The 20,387-nt window shown below is 62.9% G+C and carries 18 protein-coding genes; 16 read left to right on the top strand and 2 right to left on the bottom strand.

The features are described from left to right. Nucleotides 1–615: 615 nt before the first annotated feature. Complete coding sequence (locus Q1K49_RS09580; RefSeq protein WP_300525544.1) at nucleotides 616–1,182, bottom strand: carbonic anhydrase; 567 nt, start codon at nucleotides 1,180–1,182, stop codon at nucleotides 616–618. A 252-nt stretch (nucleotides 1,183–1,434) separates the two neighbouring features. On the opposite strand from Q1K49_RS09580, the gene Q1K49_RS09575 reads away from it, so the two are divergent. The 3 genes from Q1K49_RS09575 to Q1K49_RS09565 are packed head-to-tail and all read left to right on the top strand — an operon-like array spanning nucleotide 1,435 to nucleotide 5,594. Beyond that, on the top strand, nucleotides 1,435–3,381 hold the full coding sequence (locus tag Q1K49_RS09575; protein WP_300525543.1) for a transketolase: 1,947 nt from the start codon (nucleotides 1,435–1,437) through the stop codon (nucleotides 3,379–3,381). After that, the gene (locus Q1K49_RS09570) at nucleotides 3,378–4,295 is read left to right on the top strand and encodes a tRNA (adenine-N1)-methyltransferase (protein WP_300525541.1); all 918 of its coding nucleotides are present in this window, start codon (nucleotides 3,378–3,380) and stop codon (nucleotides 4,293–4,295) included. Before Q1K49_RS09575 ends, Q1K49_RS09570 begins: the two co-directional genes overlap by 4 nt. 12 nt (nucleotides 4,296–4,307) lie before the next feature. Beyond that, on the top strand, nucleotides 4,308–5,594 hold the full coding sequence (locus tag Q1K49_RS09565; protein ID WP_300525540.1) for an MFS transporter: 1,287 nt from the start codon (nucleotides 4,308–4,310) through the stop codon (nucleotides 5,592–5,594). A gap of 87 nt (nucleotides 5,595–5,681) precedes the next feature. Here the strand turns inward: Q1K49_RS09565 and Q1K49_RS09560 are convergent, their stop codons facing one another. Further along, complete coding sequence (locus tag Q1K49_RS09560; RefSeq protein WP_300525538.1) at nucleotides 5,682–6,317, bottom strand: lysophospholipid acyltransferase family protein; 636 nt, start codon at nucleotides 6,315–6,317, stop codon at nucleotides 5,682–5,684. Nucleotides 6,318–6,492: 175 nt separating this feature from the next. Here Q1K49_RS09560 and Q1K49_RS09555 point away from each other — a divergent pair, with 175 nt between their 5' ends. The 13 genes from Q1K49_RS09555 to Q1K49_RS09495 all read left to right on the top strand — a co-directional run. Beyond that, nucleotides 6,493–7,182, top strand: coding sequence for an epoxyqueuosine reductase QueH (locus Q1K49_RS09555; RefSeq protein WP_366146060.1), 690 nt, complete (start codon nucleotides 6,493–6,495; stop codon nucleotides 7,180–7,182). Next, complete coding sequence (locus Q1K49_RS09550) at nucleotides 7,179–8,171, top strand: AIR synthase related protein (RefSeq protein WP_300525537.1); 993 nt, start codon at nucleotides 7,179–7,181, stop codon at nucleotides 8,169–8,171. The genes Q1K49_RS09555 and Q1K49_RS09550 overlap by 4 nt, the downstream gene beginning before the upstream one ends. Nucleotides 8,172–8,283: 112 nt before the next feature. After that, nucleotides 8,284–9,384 (top strand): aminopeptidase P family protein, encoded by a 1,101-nt coding sequence (locus Q1K49_RS09545; RefSeq protein ID WP_300525535.1) that lies wholly within the window; start codon nucleotides 8,284–8,286, stop codon nucleotides 9,382–9,384. Between the two features lie 128 nt (nucleotides 9,385–9,512). Then, nucleotides 9,513–9,674 (top strand): rubredoxin, encoded by a 162-nt coding sequence (gene rd / locus Q1K49_RS09540; protein WP_084460283.1) that lies wholly within the window; start codon nucleotides 9,513–9,515, stop codon nucleotides 9,672–9,674. A gap of 77 nt (nucleotides 9,675–9,751) precedes the next feature. Continuing rightward, nucleotides 9,752–11,224 (top strand): tRNA (N6-isopentenyl adenosine(37)-C2)-methylthiotransferase MiaB, encoded by a 1,473-nt coding sequence (gene miaB, locus Q1K49_RS09535; protein WP_300525531.1) that lies wholly within the window; start codon nucleotides 9,752–9,754, stop codon nucleotides 11,222–11,224. A gap of 2 nt (nucleotides 11,225–11,226) precedes the next feature. Beyond that, complete coding sequence (locus Q1K49_RS09530) at nucleotides 11,227–11,967, top strand: ComEA family DNA-binding protein (protein WP_300525529.1); 741 nt, start codon at nucleotides 11,227–11,229, stop codon at nucleotides 11,965–11,967. Nucleotides 11,968–12,017: 50 nt separating this feature from the next. Then, complete coding sequence (locus tag Q1K49_RS09525) at nucleotides 12,018–13,496, top strand: ComEC/Rec2 family competence protein (protein ID WP_300525527.1); 1,479 nt, start codon at nucleotides 12,018–12,020, stop codon at nucleotides 13,494–13,496. A gap of 67 nt (nucleotides 13,497–13,563) precedes the next feature. Next, complete coding sequence (locus Q1K49_RS09520; protein ID WP_300525526.1) at nucleotides 13,564–14,352, top strand: type III pantothenate kinase; 789 nt, start codon at nucleotides 13,564–13,566, stop codon at nucleotides 14,350–14,352. Continuing rightward, nucleotides 14,339–15,427, top strand: a complete 1,089-nt coding sequence (locus Q1K49_RS09515) for a tRNA-dihydrouridine synthase (protein ID WP_300525523.1) — start codon at nucleotides 14,339–14,341, stop codon at nucleotides 15,425–15,427. Before Q1K49_RS09520 ends, Q1K49_RS09515 begins: the two co-directional genes overlap by 14 nt. Continuing rightward, nucleotides 15,390–16,901 (top strand): lysine--tRNA ligase, encoded by a 1,512-nt coding sequence (lysS, locus tag Q1K49_RS09510; RefSeq protein ID WP_300525521.1) that lies wholly within the window; start codon nucleotides 15,390–15,392, stop codon nucleotides 16,899–16,901. Before Q1K49_RS09515 ends, lysS begins: the two co-directional genes overlap by 38 nt. Before the next feature lie 17 nt (nucleotides 16,902–16,918). After that, the gene (gene ligA, locus Q1K49_RS09505) at nucleotides 16,919–19,081 is read left to right on the top strand and encodes an NAD-dependent DNA ligase LigA (RefSeq protein ID WP_300525518.1); all 2,163 of its coding nucleotides are present in this window, start codon (nucleotides 16,919–16,921) and stop codon (nucleotides 19,079–19,081) included. A 13-nt stretch (nucleotides 19,082–19,094) separates the two neighbouring features. Beyond that, nucleotides 19,095–19,391 (top strand): Asp-tRNA(Asn)/Glu-tRNA(Gln) amidotransferase subunit GatC, encoded by a 297-nt coding sequence (gene gatC, locus Q1K49_RS09500; RefSeq protein ID WP_300525516.1) that lies wholly within the window; start codon nucleotides 19,095–19,097, stop codon nucleotides 19,389–19,391. Nucleotide 19,392: 1 nt separating this feature from the next. Continuing rightward, the coding region (locus tag Q1K49_RS09495; RefSeq protein ID WP_300525513.1) for an amidase family protein at nucleotides 19,393–20,387 on the top strand (995 nt) is incomplete at its 3' end.

Below are 20,387 nucleotides of genomic sequence, written 5' to 3'. Positions count from 1 at the left end.
CATTCGGCATGGAAAATCTCTACAAGTGTGCGAAGGACGTCCTCGGCTGCTGAGAACGTTTCTATTGAGGAGGTCTTCCGTTCTCTCCGCATCCGTTTTCTGAAACGAGGGGTTTCTTGAGGAAACCGCGGCCGGGGAGTTTCGGGGAAGAGCATTCATGGAAACAGCGGGAAGGGGTGTGGTGATCACACCCCTTCCCGCTGTTTGGGATTTTCTCCTTGGCTTGTTCCCACGGTTTTATTTCTGCCATCTCTGAGAGCGACCGGTCACACAATCCAGCGATCGAGACCATCCGCTTCCACGGCGGAATGTGACTGTATGCTTCAATCAGGGTTTGGATCGTCAATGCAGACGCAATGGAGGTGGAGTCAGCTTCCGATGGGGCTCCGCCGGAGTGCGCCACGCAAGGTACTTTCGCGGCCTGTTGTTGAAGAGCGACACGTACTGCCCCACTCCTCCCGGCTCACGCTCAGGAAATCCTTTCCTTTGCGCAGGAACTCCCTGAGGAGGCCGCTGGTGTTCTGGTTTCCGCACTGTTTCCGGCAGGGAAACGTTACCTCCGCCTCGGGACTGCACTCAACGAAAGGGTCGAAAGGGGCCTGGAAGGCTTTTCGTCTATGCGTCCGGAGAGTGCCCTTCCAGAAACGGTTCCCATGCTCCGTGCTCGAACCGCTCCAGGCGCCGTGTGGCGATATCGAAGAAGAGGAGGAGAATGCGGAGCCCTCTCGTGACCTGTCCCTGCCGGACGAGGACAAGCTCCCGGAGCCGTTCGAACTGACGGATGCCGTTTCGCTTGATCGCCGCCTCCAGAGTGTCTCCGTCATAAGGGTCTTCCGCGAGCCATTCCTGCAGTTCCGTCTCAAGGTGATCCGGATGTTTTGACCCTTTTACTGCGCCGCAATCCCCGTGACAGAGGACGACCACGTTCTCCACGTTCAGGTGGGAGACGGCGTAGGTGAGTGCTGCGGCGAAGGCGGGATTTTTCGGGGTGACGAGATTGCCCACATTGCGGAGTATGAAAAGTTCTCCCGGTGCGGCGCCGAAGATGTGCTCCGGCACGATCCTGCTGTCCGAACAGGAGATGACGAAGCTGTGCGGATGCTGTCCCTGGGCGATCTTTTCGTAGAAAGCCGTCTCGTTTTTTGCGAGAAACGTGGTGTAGCCCTGCTGCAATCTTCTCATCGGGGGTTCCTCCTTGTTGTGAAAAGAATGAATGAGGGCGGCCTGAAGAACGAAGATCGTGGTTCTCGGTATCGCATCTCCGGAAAAAGGACCGGAATGTCGGGTGTTCTCCTCCCTCTCTTTCAGTATAACCCGCTCGTGCTCGGTGTACCAAACGGAGCGGGACGTCTATAATGGTCGCGATTGTCGCAATCCCCCTCGCGGGGGATGAAGGGCGTTTTGGAACGATTGTGGCGGAGGAGCGATGAAACGATGATACTGCACGATGTGAACCTGCGAGATTTCCCCATGCCGGAGCCGGACGAGGCGACGGTATCCCGGATCGAGGCGGCGGCAAAACGGTGCCGTTCCTGGATCGTCACCATGACTGCTCTTGCCGACAGCGGACATCCCGCGGGCTCGCTCTCCAGCCTGGAGATGTATCTTCTCGTGTACGGTGTCGCGAATGTGACGCCCGAAAACTGGGGAGAAATCGACAGGGATTTCGTGGTGGTGAGTCACGGTCATACCTCTCCGGGGGCTTATGCGGCCCTTGCTGCCTGGGGATTTGTGGAGCCCGGGGATGTTCTGGCCCATTTTCGGTCCTGCGGCAGCCCTTTCCAGGGACATGTGGAGCGGGATGTCCCCGGCATCGACTGGGGGAGCGGAAATCTCGGCCAGGGGCTCTCCGCGGGCGTCGGATACGCTTTGGCGCAGAGGATCCGGGGAAAGGACGGCCGTGTCTTCGTCCTCATGGGTGACGGAGAGCAGGTGAAGGGGCAGATCGCGGAGGCGCGACGCATGGCCTCCAAGGAGAAACTGAAAAATCTCACGGCCCTGATCGATTGCAACGACATCCAGATTTCCGGAAGAACGGGGGAGATCATGCCCGCGTCGCTCCGGTCTCTCTGGGAGGCCGATGGATGGCGTGTTCTCGAGTGCGACGGTCACGATGTGCGGCAGCTCTACACGTCGCTCCGGGACGCGGCGACGGGCGATCTGCCCACGGTGCTGTTCTGTCGGACAAAAATGGGGCATGGCGTGAGCTTCATGGAGGATCGCCCCGACTATCACGGCAAGGCTGCGACGGGGGAACTCTATGTCCGGGCCATGGAAGAACTGGGAGCGGATCCGGAACTCCTCGCGGAGGCCCGTCGGCGCAGGGCCACTCCGCCACCGCACGGGCAACGCCCCTCGCTTCCTCCGGCGGTGCTCGATTTGGGAGAGCCCTTTTGCTACGGAGCGTCGGACAGGACGGACAACCGTTCCGCTTTCGGAAAGGCCCTCGCCGACGTGGGCGAGCGCAACTACAAACGGGAGGGGCGGACGCCCCTTGTGGTCTTCGACTGTGATCTCGCAGGCTCGGTGAAGGTGGACGGTTTCGCCAAAAAGTGTCCCGACTGGTTCATCCAGGCGGGCATCCAGGAGCATTCCACCGCCGCCACTGCGGGCGCCGCGAGCCTCGGCGGCGTGGTTCCCCTTTGGGCGGACTTCGGTGTTTTCGGCATCTGCGAGGTCTACAACCAACAACGCCTCAACGACATCAACGGTACGAACCTCAAATTAGCTCTCACCCACGTGGGGCTCGATGTCGGCGAGGACGGCATGACGCACCAGTGCATCGACTACGTGGGACTTTTCCGGAACACCTTCGGCTGGAAACTCGTCGTGCCTGCGGATCCCAACCAGACCGACAAGGCCACCCGGTACGCTCTTTCCGAGCGGGGCAACGTCTGTCTCGCCATGGGGCGCAGCAAGCTCCCGGTCTTGCTCCGGGAGGACGGAACTCCCTTCTACGGTGACGGATACGTTTTCCGTTACGGCAAAGCGGATCTTCTGCGGGACGGAACGGACGGGGCGATCCTCTGCATGGGGCATATGGCCTGGAGAGCCCTTGAGGCGCGGGAACTTCTCGCCGCCGAAGGTCTTTCCGTGAAGGTCCTCGTCGTTTCCTGTCCTCTCGCGCTCGAGGTGGAGGCACTTCGTGACGCGGCCTCCACGGGACTGGTGGTGACCTGCGAGGACCATCATGTGGCGAGCGGCCTCGGCGCTTCAGTGGGGCTCGGATTGCTCCACGCCGGCCTCGCGCCGCGTTTCGCCTCCTTCGGAGTGCATCGTTACGGCGATTCCGGCCCGTCGGGGGAGGTTTTTGCGGCCATGGGACTTGCACCGGAACAGCTTGCCGAAGGAGTGCGCCGCCTGGCGGGTGCCCGTTCATGACCTTGCGGGATGCGTCCCGCCTCAAGGAAGGCGACCTTGTGCTCCTTCTCTCTCCGGCGAAGGGCGAGACCTATCTTGTGCGGCTTCAGTCCGGAGCGGTCCAGGGAAGCCATCTCGGCAAGATTCCCCACGACACGATCCTTGATACCGGCTACGGCGAGACCGTGCATACCCACCTGGGACGCCCCTTCCTCGTGCTCAAGCCGAGTCTCGGGGAATACACCCGGCGTCTCAAGCGGAACACCCAGATCATTTATCCCAAGGAAGCGGGATACTTGTTGCTGCACCTGGACGTGTTTCCTGGAGCAACGGTGGTGGAGTGCGGCAGCGGCTCCGGGGGCTTCACCACCATTCTCGCCACCTTTGTGGGACCTTCGGGGCGGGTGGTGAGCTACGAGCGGCGGGAGTCCTTCTCGGAACTCGCTCATTCCAACTGCGAACGATTCGGTGTCGCCGACCGGGTGGTTTTCAAGGTGCGTGATCTCGACGGCGGAGAAGGATTCGACGAAGAGGGAGCCGACGCGGTTTTTCTGGATCTCCAGAATCCCTGGGCTTATATTCCCGAGGCGAAGCGCGCTCTCGCTCCGGGGCGTCGCCTCGGAATCCTGGTGCCCACTTTCAATCAGATCCAGCAGACGCTGGAGGCGCTCGAAGCGAATGCCTTCGTGCAGATCGAAGTGGTGGAGATCCTTCTCCGGGGGTACAAAACGAACCCCCGGCGCATCCGCCCGGAGGATCTCATGGTGGGGCACACGGGATTCCTGATCTTCGCCTCTTCGGTGACCTGTGCCCACCCGGAGGTGCTTGTCGATGCCGCGTCGGATGAAGCGTGCGGCACGCCTTCCGACGTCGCTCCCCCGGCGGAGGATGTCGGAGAAGAGGACTGCGAGGTGCTCCCGGCGTCCCGGGAGTGATCGGGGTTTCCCATGGAGTGGAAACGTTCTCTGCAGGATCCCTGCCAGAGAGCCTGGGTGCTCTACGATGTCGGCAATTCCGCTTTTGCCACCACGATCATGGCGGTGCTCTTTCCGCTGTTCTACGCCCGCATTCTCGCGGTGTCCCTCGGGGAGGCCCGGGGGGCGGCCTTGTGGGGATATGTGGCGGGAGGTGCGCTGCTCCTCTCCGCCGTCATCGCTCCTCTCGCGGGGTCTTTCGGAGACCTCCGGGGGAAGCGTAAGCTCGGGCTTGCTGTTTTCACCGCCACGGGTGTCGCTGCGACGGGAGGAATGGCTTTCCTCTCCCAAGGGGCCTGGGCAACAGGACTGGCGCTTCTGGCGGTGGGAATGGCATCCTTCTCTCTGGCGTCCATCTTTTACGATGCGTTTCTCGTGCATCTCGCGTCCCCGGAGGATCGCTCGGGACTTTCCTCGGCTGGATACGCCTTCGGATATCTCGGTGGCGGCATTCTGCTGGTCGCAAATGTCGCCATGGTGTTTCTCCTGCCCGGACTGTGGGGATTCCGCCTCGCGTTCGCGAGTGTCGCCCTCTGGTGGGCTCTTCTCACGCTTCCGCTTCTGAGGCGGGTGTCCGAGCCACCCGCCGAGGCGGAGGGGGCAGATATCGGTGCCGTCTGGCGTCGTCCCCTGAACACTCTTCGGTCCATGCGGCAACACCCCAACCAGTTGCGTTTTCTCGTCGCCTTCTGGCTTTATAACGACGGTATCGGCACGATCATGAAAATGGGTGTCATTTTCGGCAGTTCCCTGGGGATCGCCGAAGGTCATCTGCTCGGTGCTCTCGTGGCGACGCAGTTCGTGGGCATTCCTTGCACCATGCTCTTCGGGAGACTTGCGGAAGCCTGGGGAACAAAAAGGGCGCTTCTCGCGAGTCTTGCGGGATATGGTGTGATCAGCCTGGGTATTCTCTTTGTCCACGGGGTCTGGCACTTCTGGGTTCTCGCCCTCTCCATCGGGGTTGTTCAGGGAGGGGCGCAGGCGCTCTCCCGCTCCCTCTACGCGGAACTCATTCCCCCCGAGCGGAGCGCGGAATACTTCGGTTTCTACGACATGTCGAGCAAGTTCGCGGGCATTCTGGGGCCCTTTCTGTTCGCTCTTCTCGCGGATCTGTTCGGCTCGCTTCGTGTGGGTGCTCCCGTGCTCGTCCTTTTCTTTCTGACGGGCATGGTGCTGCTCCGGAAGGTCGAGGTGCCGAGGCGCAAAAGAAAAAACGCAGCGGAGGAGTGCCTGGTGAAAGAGGTTTCGGAAATTTCCTGAGCCGCGTGTCCGTACGCCCGGCAAGAAGTCTCTTTTTTCGGGGTGCTCCGGAGCCGGGAGAGGCCGCTGGTGTGTGTTTGGAGGGCCTCATGGTTTCGCGGCGCGTTTCATTTCGGCCTCAAGGGAGCGGAAACGCTGCTCCAGAAGCGCGAGAAACTGTGCGCGGCGCTCCCGCTCGGGGATGTCCGAAGGAAGCGTTGTGGGATCGAGAAGCTCGCCGTAGCGGAGGCGGATTTTCCTGGGGCGGGGTATCCTCATGGTAGGAGCCATGGCCTCGAAGGTCCCCGTCACGAAGAGGGGAAGGACAGGAATGCCCGTCTTCAGGGCGAGAAGTGCCACCCCGCCTTCGAGGGGCTGGAGCTGCCCGTCCGGGGAACGCTTTCCCTCGGGAAAGATGAGAACCCGTTCGCCTTTGGCGAGAAGGCCGAGGAGGAATTTGAGGAGTGCCGCCGCGCTCTGGTGATCCTCCTGCGAGACGGGGATCGCCCCCAGGGGGGGAATGAGCCATTTCAGAACGGGTCTTCGAAAAAGATCGTCCCAGGCCACGTAAGAGAGCCTGTAGGGAAAGACGGCGCCTACGACGACGGGGTCCAGGTAACTACAGTGATTGCAGGCGAGGAGGAGCGGCTTCCCGGACGGAATCCGGTCGCGTCGTTCCACTCGGAGCCGGTTGTAGACGGCGAAGACAAGGCGGCAGAACCATTTCACCAAGAAATAGAGCATCGCGGAAAACCTCCTGACGAAAAGAACGTGTTCGGAAAGCGCTTTTTTCGGATCTTCCTGACGGCCCGCTTTCCGGACCGGGATGGAAAAGACAGTAGCACAGGTGGGAGCGGGGCGCATCCAGCAGGATGTTTCCTGCGCGAAAAATTCTGTCGGTATGGAGGTCTGTCGATCCGTGCGGAAGCGTCTTCGCGAGGAAACGGGGGAAAACCTCAGGAGGAACGGGGCCTCGGGATGTCTTGTCCCGGAAGGGGAGACGCCGGGTTTGCCGCTGCTGAAAGACAGCGGGAGGGAACCGCGGAAAGAAGCGGAAGGGCTTCTTCTGCATCTCTGCTGTGCCCCCGACGGGACGATTCCCTGGCCGACGCTGGAGGAGGAGGCTTTCACCGTTACGGGGTATTTCTACGGAGGGAACATTCATCCCGAAGAGGAATACCGCCTTCGCCTCGCCGCAGTGCGACGCCTCGCCGCGGAACATCGGCGTCTTGTGGTGGAGCACTACGCGCCGGAGGAGTGGTTTCGTCTCCTTGCCCCCTTTGAGGCGGAGCCGGAGGGAGGCGAGCGCTGCCGACGCTGTTTTCGGCTTCAACTCGAGAACGCAGCCCGGGAGGCTCTGCGCCGGGGGTGTCGCGTTCTCTGCACGACCCTCACCATCAGTCCCCACAAGAACCCCGACGAGATCAACCGTATCGGAGTCGCCGTGGCGGAACAGTTCGGGCTTCGGTGGCTGCATCGGATCTGGCGGAAGGGAAACGGGTTCGCACGCTCCGTGGAGGAAAGCCGTCGTCTCGGCCTCTATCGTCAGGGATATTGCGGATGTCTGTATAGTCGCAACGAAAGGAACGAAGGAGTTGAGTGTTCATGACCACCGAGAGGAATCCTGGGGCGCCGACGGGGAAAATGGCTCCTCGGGCGCTGGAGGAGCATATTCTCGCCTTCCGGGGAACTCCCCGGGAAGATGTGCTGGTTGGTCCCGCCGTGGGGGAGGATGCTGCAGTCATCGCTCTTCCGGGAGGACCGTTTCTCGTGGCCGCCTCCGATCCGGTGGTGGGAGCCGCGAAAGGGGCGGGGCGACTGCTCGTGCATGTGAACGCCAACGACGTGGCTTCCAAGGGAGGTGAACCGGCGTACCTGTTGGTGACCATGATTCTCCCTCGCAGCATGACCGAGTGCGACGCGGCGGCGTTCATGGAAGAAATACACGAGGCCTGTCTGGAACTGAACATCGCCATCGTGGGAGGGCATACGGAGTTCTCCGACCGCTACGCTGCGCCGGTGCTCTCGGGAACGCTTCTCGGCTATGCGGAGCGCTGTCTTCGAGCGGAGGAGATGCGACCCGGGGATGTGCTCCTCATGACCAAGCACGTCGGCCTGGAGGGGATGTCCATTCTCGCCGCGGACCGCCCGGACCTTCTCGACGCCTGCTGCACCCAGGAGGAAATCCGGGAGATCCGTTCCTGGGGCGATTCCTTGTCCGTGCTGCCCGAGGCGAGGATTCTTCGTCCCTGGGCACGGTTTCTCCACGATCCGACGGAGGGGGGCTTTCTCGGAGGACTCGGCGAGCTTGCCCGTCTCTCCCGGGCGGAGGTTCGGCTCCTGCCCGAGGCGGTGACCGTGCACCCGCTCACGCGTCGCTGTGCACAAACGCTCGCTTTCGATCCGCTGCACCTCATCTCCTCCGGTGTGCTCCTTGCAGTGCTGCCCCCGGAGCATCTGGACGAGGCGGGACGTTGTCTCTCCGGGGCGGGCATTCCCTTTTCCGTGGTGGGGAGCCTCGTGGAGACCGGGGGAAACGTTCCCTTCGACGCAAGGGAGGAACTCTGGAGACTGCTGGTTCTGGAGGTGCCTCGTTGATGTGCCTTTTGTTTCCTTCTTCTGATCTGCGCTTCGCCTTTTTCGCCCGCCGTTGCGGGAGAAGTGCGACGGCGGCCCGGGAGGGCGATTGGGAAAACGGAGGCGCTGCCTGATGGCGGGAGAGCATGTGTGGCGGCGGGTTACCGCGGCGCAGGCGCTGCTCGCGGAGCGGAACGTGGATGCCCTCGTTCTTCTGCTGCAGGAGGGGGTAAATTGGGAGAGTGTCTATTATCTTTCGGGATTTCGGGGGACGAGTGGTGCGCTTCTCGTCACCGGGGACGATGCGGTTCTCGTGACGGACGGGAGATATCTCGCCCAGGCGCGCCGTCAGAGTCCCTTCTCCCTCGTTCCTCAGGATGGGCAGGGGCTTCTGGATGTCCTCGGCGATCTTTTGCGGCGTCGGCATCTCAAGTCCGTGGGATTCGAGGGAGACAAGGTCAGCTTCGCCACGTACCGAAGGCTTGCGGACATGGGCGTGTGGTGGGAGGACGTGTCGGACCTGCTTCCCCGGCTCCGCCGTCGCAAGGATGCACAGGAGCGTCGTCTCATCGAGGAGGCGGCGAAGCGGGCATCCTTCGCCTTTCTCGAAATGCTCAAACGGCTGGAGCCGGGAATGACGGAACGCCGTGTTGCGGCACTTCTGGAGTTTCTCCTCCGGGAAGCCGGAGCGGACGGTGGCTGGGGGACCATGGATTTCATCGTGGCCTCGGGTCCGAGAAGTGCTTTGCCCCACGGACGTCCCACGGATCGTGCCATGGAGCGGGGAGAATGGGTCACCGTCGATTTTGGTGCTCGCTACGAAGGGTACGTGTGCGACATCACTCGCACTATTTCTCTGGGAGAGGCGGACCCCTGGGTGCGGAACATGCATGCCCTGATCCTGGAGGCCCAGACGCGGGGGAGTGCGGCGCTCCGCACGGGAGCTGCCGTGCGGGCGGTGGACGAGGCCGCGAGAAACGTCATCGTTTCGGCGGGCATGGGCGAGTGTTTTTCCCACGGCCTCGGGCACGGCATCGGCCTTTCGGTCCATGAGGCGCCGCGTCTTTCCTTCCGGTCGGAGGAGATTTTGGAGGCGGGAGATGTGGTGACGGTGGAACCGGGCGTCTACCTTGAGGGGCGGGGTGGAGTGCGCGTCGAGGACGACTACCTTATGGAAGAGAACGGTGCGGTCTGCCTCACCGAGTATCTGCCCAGGGAACTCTTCGTGATCTGACGGAAGGCGTCCTTTCCCGTTTGCTCCGCGCTGGACGGGTTCCTCTTTCGGTTGTGTTTTACCTCCGGGACTTCTATAATTGCCGGAGGCGTACAGCTTTTTCAGCCGAGAGGAGGCCTTGACGCATCATGAAGAAGTACATTTGCACGGTATGTGGGTACGTGTATGATCCTGCCAACGGAGATCCCGATTCCGGTATTGCACCGGGAACGGCCTTCGAAGATATTCCCGAGGATTGGGTTTGCCCTGTCTGCGGCGTCGCCAAGGACATGTTCGAACCTGCGGAGTAGGCCGGAGAGGTGTTTGAAGGCGGACGCGCCGGAGGCCTACGGGCCTCCGTCTTTCTTTTTTTGGAGGTGTGTTTTTCGTGACGTCCTTTTTCCTGCGGGTGTTCGGATGTCAGATGAACGTCTATGACGCGGACCGTCTCCGCACGGCTTTCGTCGAACGAGGCTGGACCGAGACGTCGCAGGAGGAGGCACGGGTGCTCGTCTTTCTCACCTGCAGCATCCGCGACAAGGCGGAACAGAAGGTATGGAGCGAACTGGGCAGGGTCGGCGCGGGGCGAAAGGACACGGAGCGCCCCCTTGTTGCCGTTGCGGGGTGTATGGCCGCTCGTGTGGGCGAGCGCATGGCCCGTCGTTTTCCCTGGATCCGGGTCGTGGTGGGTCCCCGTCATTTGGGAGATCTTCCCGAGGCGCTGACGAAAAGCCTCGGGGACGGAGCGCTTCGCCTGCTCCTCGACGAGGATCCCCGGGAAGTGCGTGATCTCTGCGTGCCCCCGAAAAGGCGCGACAACCCCTGGAAAGGGTTTGTCTCCATCGCGCACGGCTGCGACAACTACTGTTCCTACTGCATCGTCCCCTATGTGCGGGGGCGTTTTCAGTCCCGCTCTCCCGGGGAGATTCTCGATGAAATCAGGGCGCTCGTGGACGATGGCGTCCAGGAGATAACGCTTCTCGGACAGAACGTCAACAGCTACGGCACCGACGGCGCCGCGGAAGGATGGACGTTCGCGTACCTTCTGCGGCAGGCGGCACGCCTTTCCGGCGTGAAACGCCTCCGCTTCGCCACCAACCATCCAAAGGATCTCACCGACGAGGTCATCGCCGCCATGGCGGAGGAACCCGCAGTCTGCCCGTCTCTCAACCTTCCTCTCCAGGCGGGAAGCGATCGCATTCTCGCTCTCATGAACCGGGGATATTCCGTAGAGCGATATGCCCTTCTCATCGACAAGCTCCGCAGTACCCTCGTCGCTCCGGGAATTACCAGCGACCTCATCGTGGGTTTCCCTGGGGAGCGCGAGGAGGATTTTCGTGCATCCTGCGCATGTCTCGAGCGGTTTCGCTTCGACATGGTGCACACCGCGGCCTATTCGGTCAGGGAAGGCACGCGGGCGGCGTCCATGGAGGGCCATCTCTCGGAGGAGGTGAAACAGGACCGTCTTCGCGTCGTGAATGCCCTGCAGCGCGAAATTTCCCTGGAGATCAACAAGAGCCGTGAGGGGAGGGTGTTCGAGGTCCTTCTGGACGGTCATGCGCCTCGTGGCGGTGACCTCCTTCAGGGACGCACGCCTCACGACAAGGTCGTTCTGGTGAAGGCTCCCGAGACGCTCCTGGGACATTTCGTCCATGTGGAGATCCTCCAGGGTGAGCACTGGTGTCTGAGAGGCCGAATCCTTCCTCCCGCAGATCGCCGTCTTCCACGGGACGTTCCCGCCGGAAACGCCGCTTCTCCACCGGGCATGGTCCCGGGAGGACTGCCGGGGAAGGCCCTCTCGGCGGTGACGCCCTGTGGTCCTTCCGGTGCCTGCTGTGCCTGCCCGGAAAAGGACGCGTAGCGATGTTCTCTCCACGGATTCGGGGAATGCTCGTCCTTGCCGCGGGAGTGGCCTGCCTTCTTGCCGCCTGGGGGCTTGTGGGTCTCTTTGCGGGAAGATGGCACGGAGGAGCACCCACGACCGAGGCGGGCTCCGCGTTGCCTTTTCTGAGCACTCGGGAGAGCCCGGAGGAAAAAGCCGGTTCCGGAAGCGGCACCGCAGGAGTTTCGGCGCCGTCTCCTGTACGACCTTCCGCGTCCGTTCCGGAGGAGTGGTTCGTCTACGTCACCGGCGCCGTGGTCCGTCCCGGTGTCTATGCCCTTCCTTCGGGATCGAGGGCCTATGCGGCTCTTGAGCGGGCGGGTGGCTTTTCCGGTGAGGCGGATACGGAGGCGGTGAATCTCGCGGCACCCCTGGCGGATGGAGTTCATTTCCATGTGCCGCGGAAGGGGGAGGAACCGCGGCGAGGTGCATCCGGTTCTTCCGGAGGAGGGGTTCCGTCCGCCGGTGCTTCCGCCCCCTCTGCGTCGTCAAGGTCTGGCTCCATGGGGACGGGGGGGAGCGCGGTCAAAATCAACCTCAACACTGCCACGGAGGCGGATCTGGAAAAACTTCCCGGTGTGGGGCCCAAAACTGCGGCGGCCATCGTGGCGGACCGTGAGGCTCGCGGTCCCTTCGGCAGGATTGAGGATTTGCAACGCGTGCGGGGCATCGGTTCCAAGAAGTTCGACGCCTTGAAGGATCTTGTGACCGTAGGCCCGTGAGGCTCGTCGCCTGTTGTCCGGCATTGCTTCCTCTCTTTTCCTGGAGCGCCGTGCTTTGGGTTTCTTCTTTGGGTGTGCCGGTGATTCCTGCGGCGGGGGTCGGACTTCTGCTTGCGGCGGGGTTTCTCCTGCTCGGGAGCGGGACGGACACGGATGTCGCGGCGGGAACGGAGTCTTCGCCCGAATCCCTGGAAAAGGTCGGCAGTGGCGGCGCTCTCGCCGGCTGGAACGGTGCTGTTGCGGGAACGCTTTTTCTCGTCACCGCTCTGGGGTGCGGTTTTCTCGCCTGGAGAACAGCGACGCCTCCCCACTTTGTCGGGGGCGTGTCGGGAACGGGTACGGTCACGCTCGAGCGCCCCTGGGGCAGGATGCGGGCTCTTCTTCTCGATCTGCCTCAGGGACGGTTTCTTCTCTTCGTGTCGCCCTTCGGAGGCCACAGAGAGGGCGACCTTCTGTCCGTGCAGGGATATGCGGAACCCTTGGAGAGAGGAAGCGGCTCCTTGGATATGCGTCCCTTCTGGTGGGCGAGGGGTGTCCGTGCAGTGCTGCGTCCCTACTCGGTTCGCAACGAAGGCGTTTCCGGGGCGAGCCTCGCCGCCTGGCGTTCCGTTCTGCGTCGTCATATCCTGCTGGAGCTGCCTCGTCGCGTTCGGGGGCACCTTCTCGCCGCGTGGCTCGGAGGCCGGGATCCGACACTTGCGGAACTGCATCGACGGTGGGGGACTTCTCACCTGCTGGCCGTCTCGGGATTTCATGTCGGTCTCGTGGCTGCTCTTGTCTGGGTGCTTCTGGGAAAAAGGCGTCTCGGGATGTTCCTTGCGGGGGGGCTTGTCTGGGGATATGCGCTCCTCGCCGGAGCGGGACCGAGTGCACTCCGGGCCGCGGCGATGGTCCAGCTTTTTCTGACGGGAGCGTTCCTCGGCAGGAAAAGCGGTGTGACGAACGCCGTGGCGGTTGTCGCCGCAGGGCTTCTGTTGTGGCGCCCCTGGTGGTTTCAGGATGTGGGGTGGCGTCTTTCCGTCACGGCGGTTCTCGTTCTCGGAGCCTATGCGGATCTTCTCGGGCGGCGGGATGCGGGTGAACCCGGCGGAAAAGAGGAAAGCGTTCTCTCCGTGGCACGGCAGGGAATCGCGGCGGGGTTGCTGGCATGGGTCGCCACGGCGGGTATCAGCGCTTCCGTATTCGGTCCCGTCCCTCTTGCGGGAGTGCTCGTGAATATGGTGGCCATCCCGGTCTTCGCTGTCCTGCTCCCCCTCGCGTCCCTTGCGGCATTGCCGGTCCTTTTAGGACTTCCCGGTGGCGGATATGCCGCAGGAGCGATGGAATGGCTCTTCCTCTGGTGGGAGAAGGGCGCCGACGGCGCGGCGACGCTCCTTTCCGCTTCACTGGAATGGTCGTGGCTGCTGGGGGGTGGAACGGTCTTCCTGGTGACGGCTCTTGTCCTTGGAAGTTGCGGAATCGGCCGCGGACGGACATTCCTGATCTCGATCATCCTGAGTGGGAGTGTCATGGCGTTTTCCGGGGCGTGACACCGAAGGGCCGAAAGGGAAAAATAGTGTTCCTCGTGTCGGTGGTGGATGCGGAGGTGGAGAGACGATGTTGCTCGTGCTGGATGTGGGAAACACGAATACCGTGGTGGGCATCTACGAAGGAGAGGTGTTGCGTCACTCCTGGCGCCTCATGTCCGAGAGGCGCACCGCGGATGAGCTGACGATCTTTCTCCTGAACCTGATGCAGATGGCGGGGGTTGCCCCGAGCCGCATCCGGGGTGCCATTGCGGCGGGTGTCGTTCCGCTCCTGGAGGCACCCTGGCAAGAGGGAATCCGCAATGCCCTGAACATCGAATGTCTCAAGGTGGGACCTTCCCTCGACCTGGGTATGGAGATCCGCTACCGTGCTCCCGCTGAAGTGGGGGCGGATCGGATCGTGAATGCCGTCGCGGGCGTGGCGAAATTCGGATTTCCTCTCATCATCGCCGATTTCGGCACGGCCCTTACGCTCGATGTGGTGGACGGAGACGGGGCCTATCTCGGAGGGACGATCGCCCCGGGGCTTTCCGTGAGCATGGAAGCGCTCTTCGGAAAGACGGCGAAACTGCCGAAGGTCGCCCTGGAGGCGCCGCCCTCGGTCATCGGGCGCACGACCATGGAATCCATCCAGTCGGGCATTCTCTTCGGCTACGCGGGGCTCGTGGACTCTCTGGCGCGGCGAATCTGGGCGGAGCTGGGAGTGCGGACGCCCCTCGTGGCGACGGGAGGGCAGGCGTCGGCGGTGGCCCCCTTCGCCGAGACCATCGGCACGGTGGAGCCCTGGCTTACCCTGGAGGGGCTGCGTCTGCTCTTCCTTCGGAATTGTCCCGACAGGAGTGCCCATGTCCTTGCCTGAGGGGGTCGCCCGCCTCGTGACGGAGACAGAATGTCCTTCGGAACGCACGGCGGGCGGAATTGCCGTGGGTGGTGTCTCCGTGGCGAACCCGCTCTGGCTCGCGCCGCTTGCCGACGTGAGCGCCTTTCCCGTGCGGGAGATGTTCCGTCGCCTCGGCGCCGGATTGACTCACACGGAGATGATCAGTCTTTCCGGGCTTCTCCACGGAAACCGCGCCACGGCGCGCATGCTTCCCGAGACGGGTGAGGCGCCTCTCGTGCTCCAGTTTTTCGGCTGCGGTGCCGAGGACGTCCGCAGAGGAACCGCCGTCGCTCTGGCCAGGGGGGCTCCGCCGCAGGTGCTGCAGCTCAACATGGCCTGCCCGGTACGAAAGGTCGTTCGCCGGGGCGAGGGCGCTCGGCTTCTCGAAACACCGGACGTCGCGGAGGTCATGGTGAAAGCCCTCGGGGAGTTCGGCCTTCCCGTATGGGTGAAGATACGCCTCTGTGCCGAGGGACACCCCCTGTCCACGGAGAACTTTGTGGAGATGCTCTTCGAGGCCGGGGCGGACCATGTCTCCGTGCACGGAAGAACCCAGAAACAGCTCTATGCCGGAAAGGCCGATCGGGATGCGGTGGAGCGCATCGCCCGTGCTTTTCCGGAAAGAATCAGCGGCAGCGGCGATGTCTACCGGGTGGAGGACGTGCTGGAGTACCTGCGTCGGGGTTGTGTGGGCGTGCTCGTTGCCCGGGGAGGCATGCGGGATCCTTTTCTGGTTCCCCGAAGCCTCGCCGCACTGGGATATCCTGTGGAACCGGCGCTCTGTCTGCCCTCACCGGCCGACCGCGTCGATCTTCTGATGGAGCTTGGATTCCGCATGAAGGAGCGGGAGGGAGAAAGGGGAGCGCTCTCCTTGATGAAGCGCTTTCTCTCGGGTATGTTTAAAGGCACGCGTGGAGCGGCCCATTTACGCACCACCATCAGTACGCTGCGAACGGTGGACGATGTGGCGGCGGTGCTGCACGCATGGCAGGAAACGGTTGAAGGGAGCGACGATTATGGAGGAGAAGGAACAGAAGAGCGCACAGATGCCTGAGGAGGAGATTCTCTCCCAGCGCAGGGAAAAACTCGAACGTCTGCGGAACGAGGAAGGGTACGATCCCTTTGTCCAGGAGCGCTTCCTCCGGGAGCACTCTCTTGCCCACGTTCTCGAGACGTATGGCGGACTCCAGGAGAACGAGCACGCGGAGGACGCCCGGATCGTCACCGCCGGTCGCGTCATGACCCTGCGCAAACACGGCAAGGCTTCCTTCGCACACATGGAGGACGAGACGTGCCGCCTTCAGCTCTGCTTCCAGTTCGACGTTCTCGGTGAAAAGGAGTACGGCTTTTTCAAGAAATGGGTGGACATGGGGGATTTTCTCGGCGTGGTGGGGCATCCCTTCCGGACGCAGCGGGGGGAGCTGACGATTCTCGTGGAGTCCTTCACGCTCCTCTCCAAGGCCATGCGTCCCCTGCCGGAAAAATGGCACGGCCTGAAGGACACGGAAGTGCGCTATCGCCAGCGCTATGTGGATCTCATCGCAAACCCCGAGGTACGGGAGACGTTCCGGAAGCGCTCCCGCATCATCAACACGGTGCGACGCGTGCTGGAGAATCACGGAACGCTCGAGGTGGAGACGCCCATCCTCTCCAGCATTGCCGGCGGCGCCAACGCACGACCCTTCATCACCTTCCACAATGCACTGAGTCAGGAGATGTATCTCCGGATCGCCACGGAGCTGTATCTCAAACGCCTCATCGTGGGAATGTTCGGCAGGGTGTACGAGATCGGCAAGAACTTCCGCAACGAGGGTGTCGACACCATGCACAATCCGGAGTTCACCGCCATGGAGGTGTACTGGGCCTACGCAAACTACGAGGACATGATGAACCTCACGGAGGAAATCATCGTGGCCGCCGCGGAGGAAGTCGGGGCGACGGAGACGGTCTATCAGGGAACGCCCCTCAGTTTCGAACGCCCTTTCCGCAGAGCCACCATGATGGACCTCGTGAAGGATCATTGCGGCGTCGATTTCGGCGCTTTCGAGACCGACGAGGAGGCCCGGGCGGCGGCGAAGCGGAAAGGACTCGAGATCACGGGAAAGGAAAGTCGTTTCCTGCTCCTGAGTCGTTTCTTCGAGGAATTCGTCGAGGAGAAGCTTGTGCAGCCCACTTTCGTGCTCAAGCACCCCGTGGAGATTTCTCCCCTGGCCAAGCGTGATCCGGACAATCCGGACTATACCAACCGCTTCGAACTCTTCGTCTACGGCAAGGAAGTGGCCAACGCCTTCAGCGAGCTCAACGACCCCTTCGACCAGAAGGAGCGCTTCCTGGATCAGCAGGCGAAGAAAGAGGCCGGCGACGAGGAGGCCCATGCCTTCGACGGGGACTTCGTCACCGCCCTGGAGTACGGGCTGCCCCCCACGGGTGGGCTGGGCATCGGCATCGACCGTCTTGTCATGTTCCTCACCGACTCCAGGTCCATCCGGGACGTGATCCTCTTCCCGGCCATGCGTCCGCGGGAATGACCGGAGGCGGCGTCCCCATGCCCGACAGGGATGACCTGCGCCCGGGGGTCGGAGACAACGGTTCGGGCGCCGCGGAGGACGAAGCGGCGCGCCGCGTCCTGGAGCTTCGCAGTGCCATCACCCGGGCGGAATATCTGTACTATGTGGAGGATGCGCCGGAGCTTCAGGATGATGCCTACGATGCACTCCTCCGGGAGTTGCAGCAGCTGGAGGCGAAACATCCGGACCTGGTCACGCCCGACTCGCCCACCCGGAGGGTCGGTGGAGCGCCTCGGGAGGGGTTCGTCAAGGTCGCGCACCTCTCGCCCATGCTCAGTCTGGACAACGTCTTCTCCGGGGAGGAACTTCGGGCCTTCTGGGCCCGAAGCCTCCGCGAGGCGGAAGGACATCTGTGGCGGGAGGGTCTCCGCGGTTTCGCCTGCGAGCTCAAAATCGATGGTCTGGCCGTCTCCCTGCTGTACGAAGACGGTCTTTTCGTCCGCGGTGCCACCCGAGGGGACGGCCTCGTCGGCGAAGAGGTGACGGCGAATCTCAGAACCCTCCGGGGCCTTCCCCTCTCCCTCCGCAAGGCCGTTCCCGGACGGCTGGAGGTCCGCGGAGAGGTCTACATGCGCCGGGAGGATTTCGCCGCTCTCAACGAAGAGCGGGAGGAGCGGGAGGAGCCGCTCTTCGCCAATCCGCGCAATGCCGCCGCGGGAGCGTTGCGCCAGCTTGATCCCGCCGTGACGGCGTCGCGAAAGCTCCGTTTCTTCGCCTATTTCGTTCCCGATGCGATCCAGCGAGGGCTCACAGGCCAGATCGAGACGCTTCAATGGCTCAGGGATCTCGGTTTTCCCGTTCAGGATTCGTCCCGGAGGGTTGAATCCCTGGAGCAGGCCTGCACGTTCATCGCCCATTGGAAGGAAGCGCGCTTCTCTCTGCCCTACGTCACGGACGGTGTGGTGGTCAAGGCGGATGACCTCCGTCTCTGGGATGTCCTGGGACGGACTGCCAAGGCGCCTCGCTGGGCCGTGGCCTTCAAGTACCCTGCGGAGGAAAAGCGAACGCTTCTTCGGGAGATTGTCGTCTCCGTAGGTCGCACGGGCACTCTCACCCCCGTGGCGATTCTCGAGCCCGTCCATCTCGCGGGCACGGTGGTCCAGCGGGCGAGCCTCCACAATCAGGACGAGGTGGCGCGCAAGGACGTGCGCGTGGGGGACTATGTATGGGTCCGAAAGGCCGGAGAGATCATCCCGGAGATCGTCCGGGTGGATCGGGATGCCCGAAAAGACGCTCCACCTCCCTTTCTGCTTCCCCGAAGCTGTCCTGTCTGCGGTTCTCCGGTGGTGACCCTGCCCGACGAGGTGGCCCTTCGCTGCCCCAACAGATCCTGTCCGGCCCAGATCAAGGAAGGACTCCGCCATTTCGCCTCTCGGAGCGGCATGGACATCCGCGGCCTCGGGGAAAAGCTCGTGGACCAGCTTGTGGAGCGGGGGCTGGTGCAGAATCTTGCGGATCTCTACGATCTCCGCACCGAAGATCTGACCGGGCTGGAGCGCATGGGAGAGACCTCGGCCCGGAAGCTCGTCGCGGCCATTGAAGCATCCCGCCGCCGTCCTCTTGCCCGACTGCTTGCTGCGCTGGGCATCCGGCACGTGGGGAGCAGGATCGCAGAGCTGCTCGCCGAACGATTCCGCGGTATGGAAGCTCTTCTGGCCGCGACGGAGGAAGAACTCGCCGCCGTGGATGGTGTCGGCTCCCGCATCGCCGCGTCGGTGCGGGCCTTTGGGGAGGATCCGGAGAACCGGATCATGCTTCGGCGCCTTCGGGAAAAGGGCGTTGCCTGGGAGACGGCGCCGTCTTCCTCTCCGGAGAATGACGCGGATGTCCCGATGGAACGTCCCTTCCTCGGCATGCGGATCGTCTTCACCGGAGATCTCGAGCGGGCGACCCGCGGAGAGGTGGAGGAACTGGTGAAGCGTCTCGGCGGCCTTCCCACCTCGAGTGTAAGTGCGAAAACATCCTTCGTCGTCGTGGGCCGCAATCCGGGAAGCAAATTTCAGAAAGCGACGGCCCTCGGCTGCAGGATTGCTTCCGAGGAGGAGTTCTGGCAGCTGATCGAACCATTCCGGAACGACGATTCTCCCTTCGCGGCCTCTCCGGCGCCGGAGGGAGGAGTTGTTCCGGACCACCCAGAGTGAGGAGGCGTTGTGCATGACTGTTTCCGAGGACGAAGTGCGGCGCGTGGCCGCCCTGATACGGCTGGAAGTCCACGAGGAGGAGATTCCTTCCTTTCAGAGGCATTTCAACGACATACTCACACAGTTTCATTCACTGGAACGCCTCGACGTGACCGGCGTGGACCCCTTCGCCATGGACAAGGTCAGGAAGACACTTCTGCGGGACGATATACCCGGGACGTGGCATCTCCGGGATGAGGCGCTCGATGCGGCACCGGCCCGGGAGGGTGATTTCTTCCGGGTTCCGCGCATTCTCGGGGAGGCTGAGTGACATGGAACTCTGGCAGTTGCCCGCGTGGCGCATCACCGAAGCAGTGGTGCGCGGGGAGCTTTCCGTCTCCGAGGTGGTGGAGACACATCTTGCCAGGTTGAAGGTCCACAATCCGGAGATTTTCGCCCTGCTCACCGTCACCGAAAAAGAAGCCCTGCGCAGGGCGGCGGAGCTGGACGAGCGGCATGCCCGCGGCGAGGAGCCGGGGATTTTGGCGGGTGTTCCGGTGGTTCTGAAGGACAACATGTGCACCAGGGGAGTGCGGACCACCTGTGGCAGCAGGATGCTGGAGAATTGGATTCCCCCCTACGACGCTTCGGTGGTCACCTCACTTGAGGCGGCGGGGGCGGTGGTTCTTGGCAAGGCCAATATGGACGAGTTTGCCATGGGAAGCTCCACGGAGCACTCCGCGTTTGGTTTCACCGCCAACCCCTGGGATCTCTCCCGCGTTCCCGGAGGCAGTTCGGGAGGAAGTGCCGCCTCCGTCGCCGCCGGTTTTGCACCGCTCGCCCTGGGCAGCGACACGGGAGGATCCATCCGGCAGCCCGCTGCCTTCTGCGGTGTTCACGGGCTCAAACCCACCTACGGTCTTGTGAGCCGTTACGGCCTTGTGGCTTTCGCCTCGTCTCTCGACCAGATCGGCCCTTTCGCACGGGATGTGGGTGACCTGGCTCTCGCCCTGGACGCCATCGCCGCGCCGGATCCGAAGGATGCCACGTGCGGCACCGAGCCGCGTCCACGGTATCTCGACGCCATGATGACCGATTCGCTCCGGGGTAAGCGCATCGGGCTGGTGAAGGAATTCTCCGGATTCGACGTGGATCCGGAGCTGCGCAACACGCTGGTTCACGCGGCCCGGGTCTGCCAGGATGCGGGGGCCGAACTGGTGGACATCTCCCTGCCCGTCACCATCGGGTTCGGCCTGGCTTGTTATTACATTCTGGCTCCCGCAGAGGCCAGTTCCAACCTCGCCCGCTACGACGGAGTCCGCTACGG

The sequence above is a fragment of the Aminiphilus sp. genome (assembly GCF_029975095.1).
GTDB lineage: Bacteria > Synergistota > Synergistia > Synergistales > Aminiphilaceae > Aminiphilus.
The sequence above is the reverse complement of the archived record's forward strand: the minus strand, read 5'-3'. Positions and strand labels throughout refer to the sequence as shown.

Excerpts from the sequence above, each read along its gene's own strand:
- Q1K49_RS09580 (WP_300525544.1), bottom strand. The coding sequence starts at position 1,182 with ATGAGAAGATTGCAGCAGGGCTACACCACGTTTCTCGCAAAAAACGAG.
- Q1K49_RS09575 (WP_300525543.1), top strand. The coding sequence starts at position 1,435 with ATGATACTGCACGATGTGAACCTGCGAGATTTCCCCATGCCGGAGCCG.
- Q1K49_RS09570 (WP_300525541.1), top strand. The coding sequence starts at position 3,378 with ATGACCTTGCGGGATGCGTCCCGCCTCAAGGAAGGCGACCTTGTGCTC.
- Q1K49_RS09565 (WP_300525540.1), top strand. The coding sequence starts at position 4,308 with ATGGAGTGGAAACGTTCTCTGCAGGATCCCTGCCAGAGAGCCTGGGTG.
- Q1K49_RS09560 (WP_300525538.1), bottom strand. The coding sequence starts at position 6,317 with ATGCTCTATTTCTTGGTGAAATGGTTCTGCCGCCTTGTCTTCGCCGTC.
- Q1K49_RS09550 (WP_300525537.1), top strand. The coding sequence starts at position 7,179 with ATGACCACCGAGAGGAATCCTGGGGCGCCGACGGGGAAAATGGCTCCT.
- Q1K49_RS09545 (WP_300525535.1), top strand. The coding sequence starts at position 8,284 with ATGGCGGGAGAGCATGTGTGGCGGCGGGTTACCGCGGCGCAGGCGCTG.
- rd (WP_084460283.1), top strand. The coding sequence starts at position 9,513 with ATGAAGAAGTACATTTGCACGGTATGTGGGTACGTGTATGATCCTGCC.
- Q1K49_RS09530 (WP_300525529.1), top strand. The coding sequence starts at position 11,227 with ATGTTCTCTCCACGGATTCGGGGAATGCTCGTCCTTGCCGCGGGAGTG.
- Q1K49_RS09520 (WP_300525526.1), top strand. The coding sequence starts at position 13,564 with ATGTTGCTCGTGCTGGATGTGGGAAACACGAATACCGTGGTGGGCATC.
- Q1K49_RS09515 (WP_300525523.1), top strand. The coding sequence starts at position 14,339 with ATGTCCTTGCCTGAGGGGGTCGCCCGCCTCGTGACGGAGACAGAATGT.
- lysS (WP_300525521.1), top strand. The coding sequence starts at position 15,390 with ATGGAGGAGAAGGAACAGAAGAGCGCACAGATGCCTGAGGAGGAGATT.
- ligA (WP_300525518.1), top strand. The coding sequence starts at position 16,919 with ATGCCCGACAGGGATGACCTGCGCCCGGGGGTCGGAGACAACGGTTCG.
- gatC (WP_300525516.1), top strand. The coding sequence starts at position 19,095 with ATGACTGTTTCCGAGGACGAAGTGCGGCGCGTGGCCGCCCTGATACGG.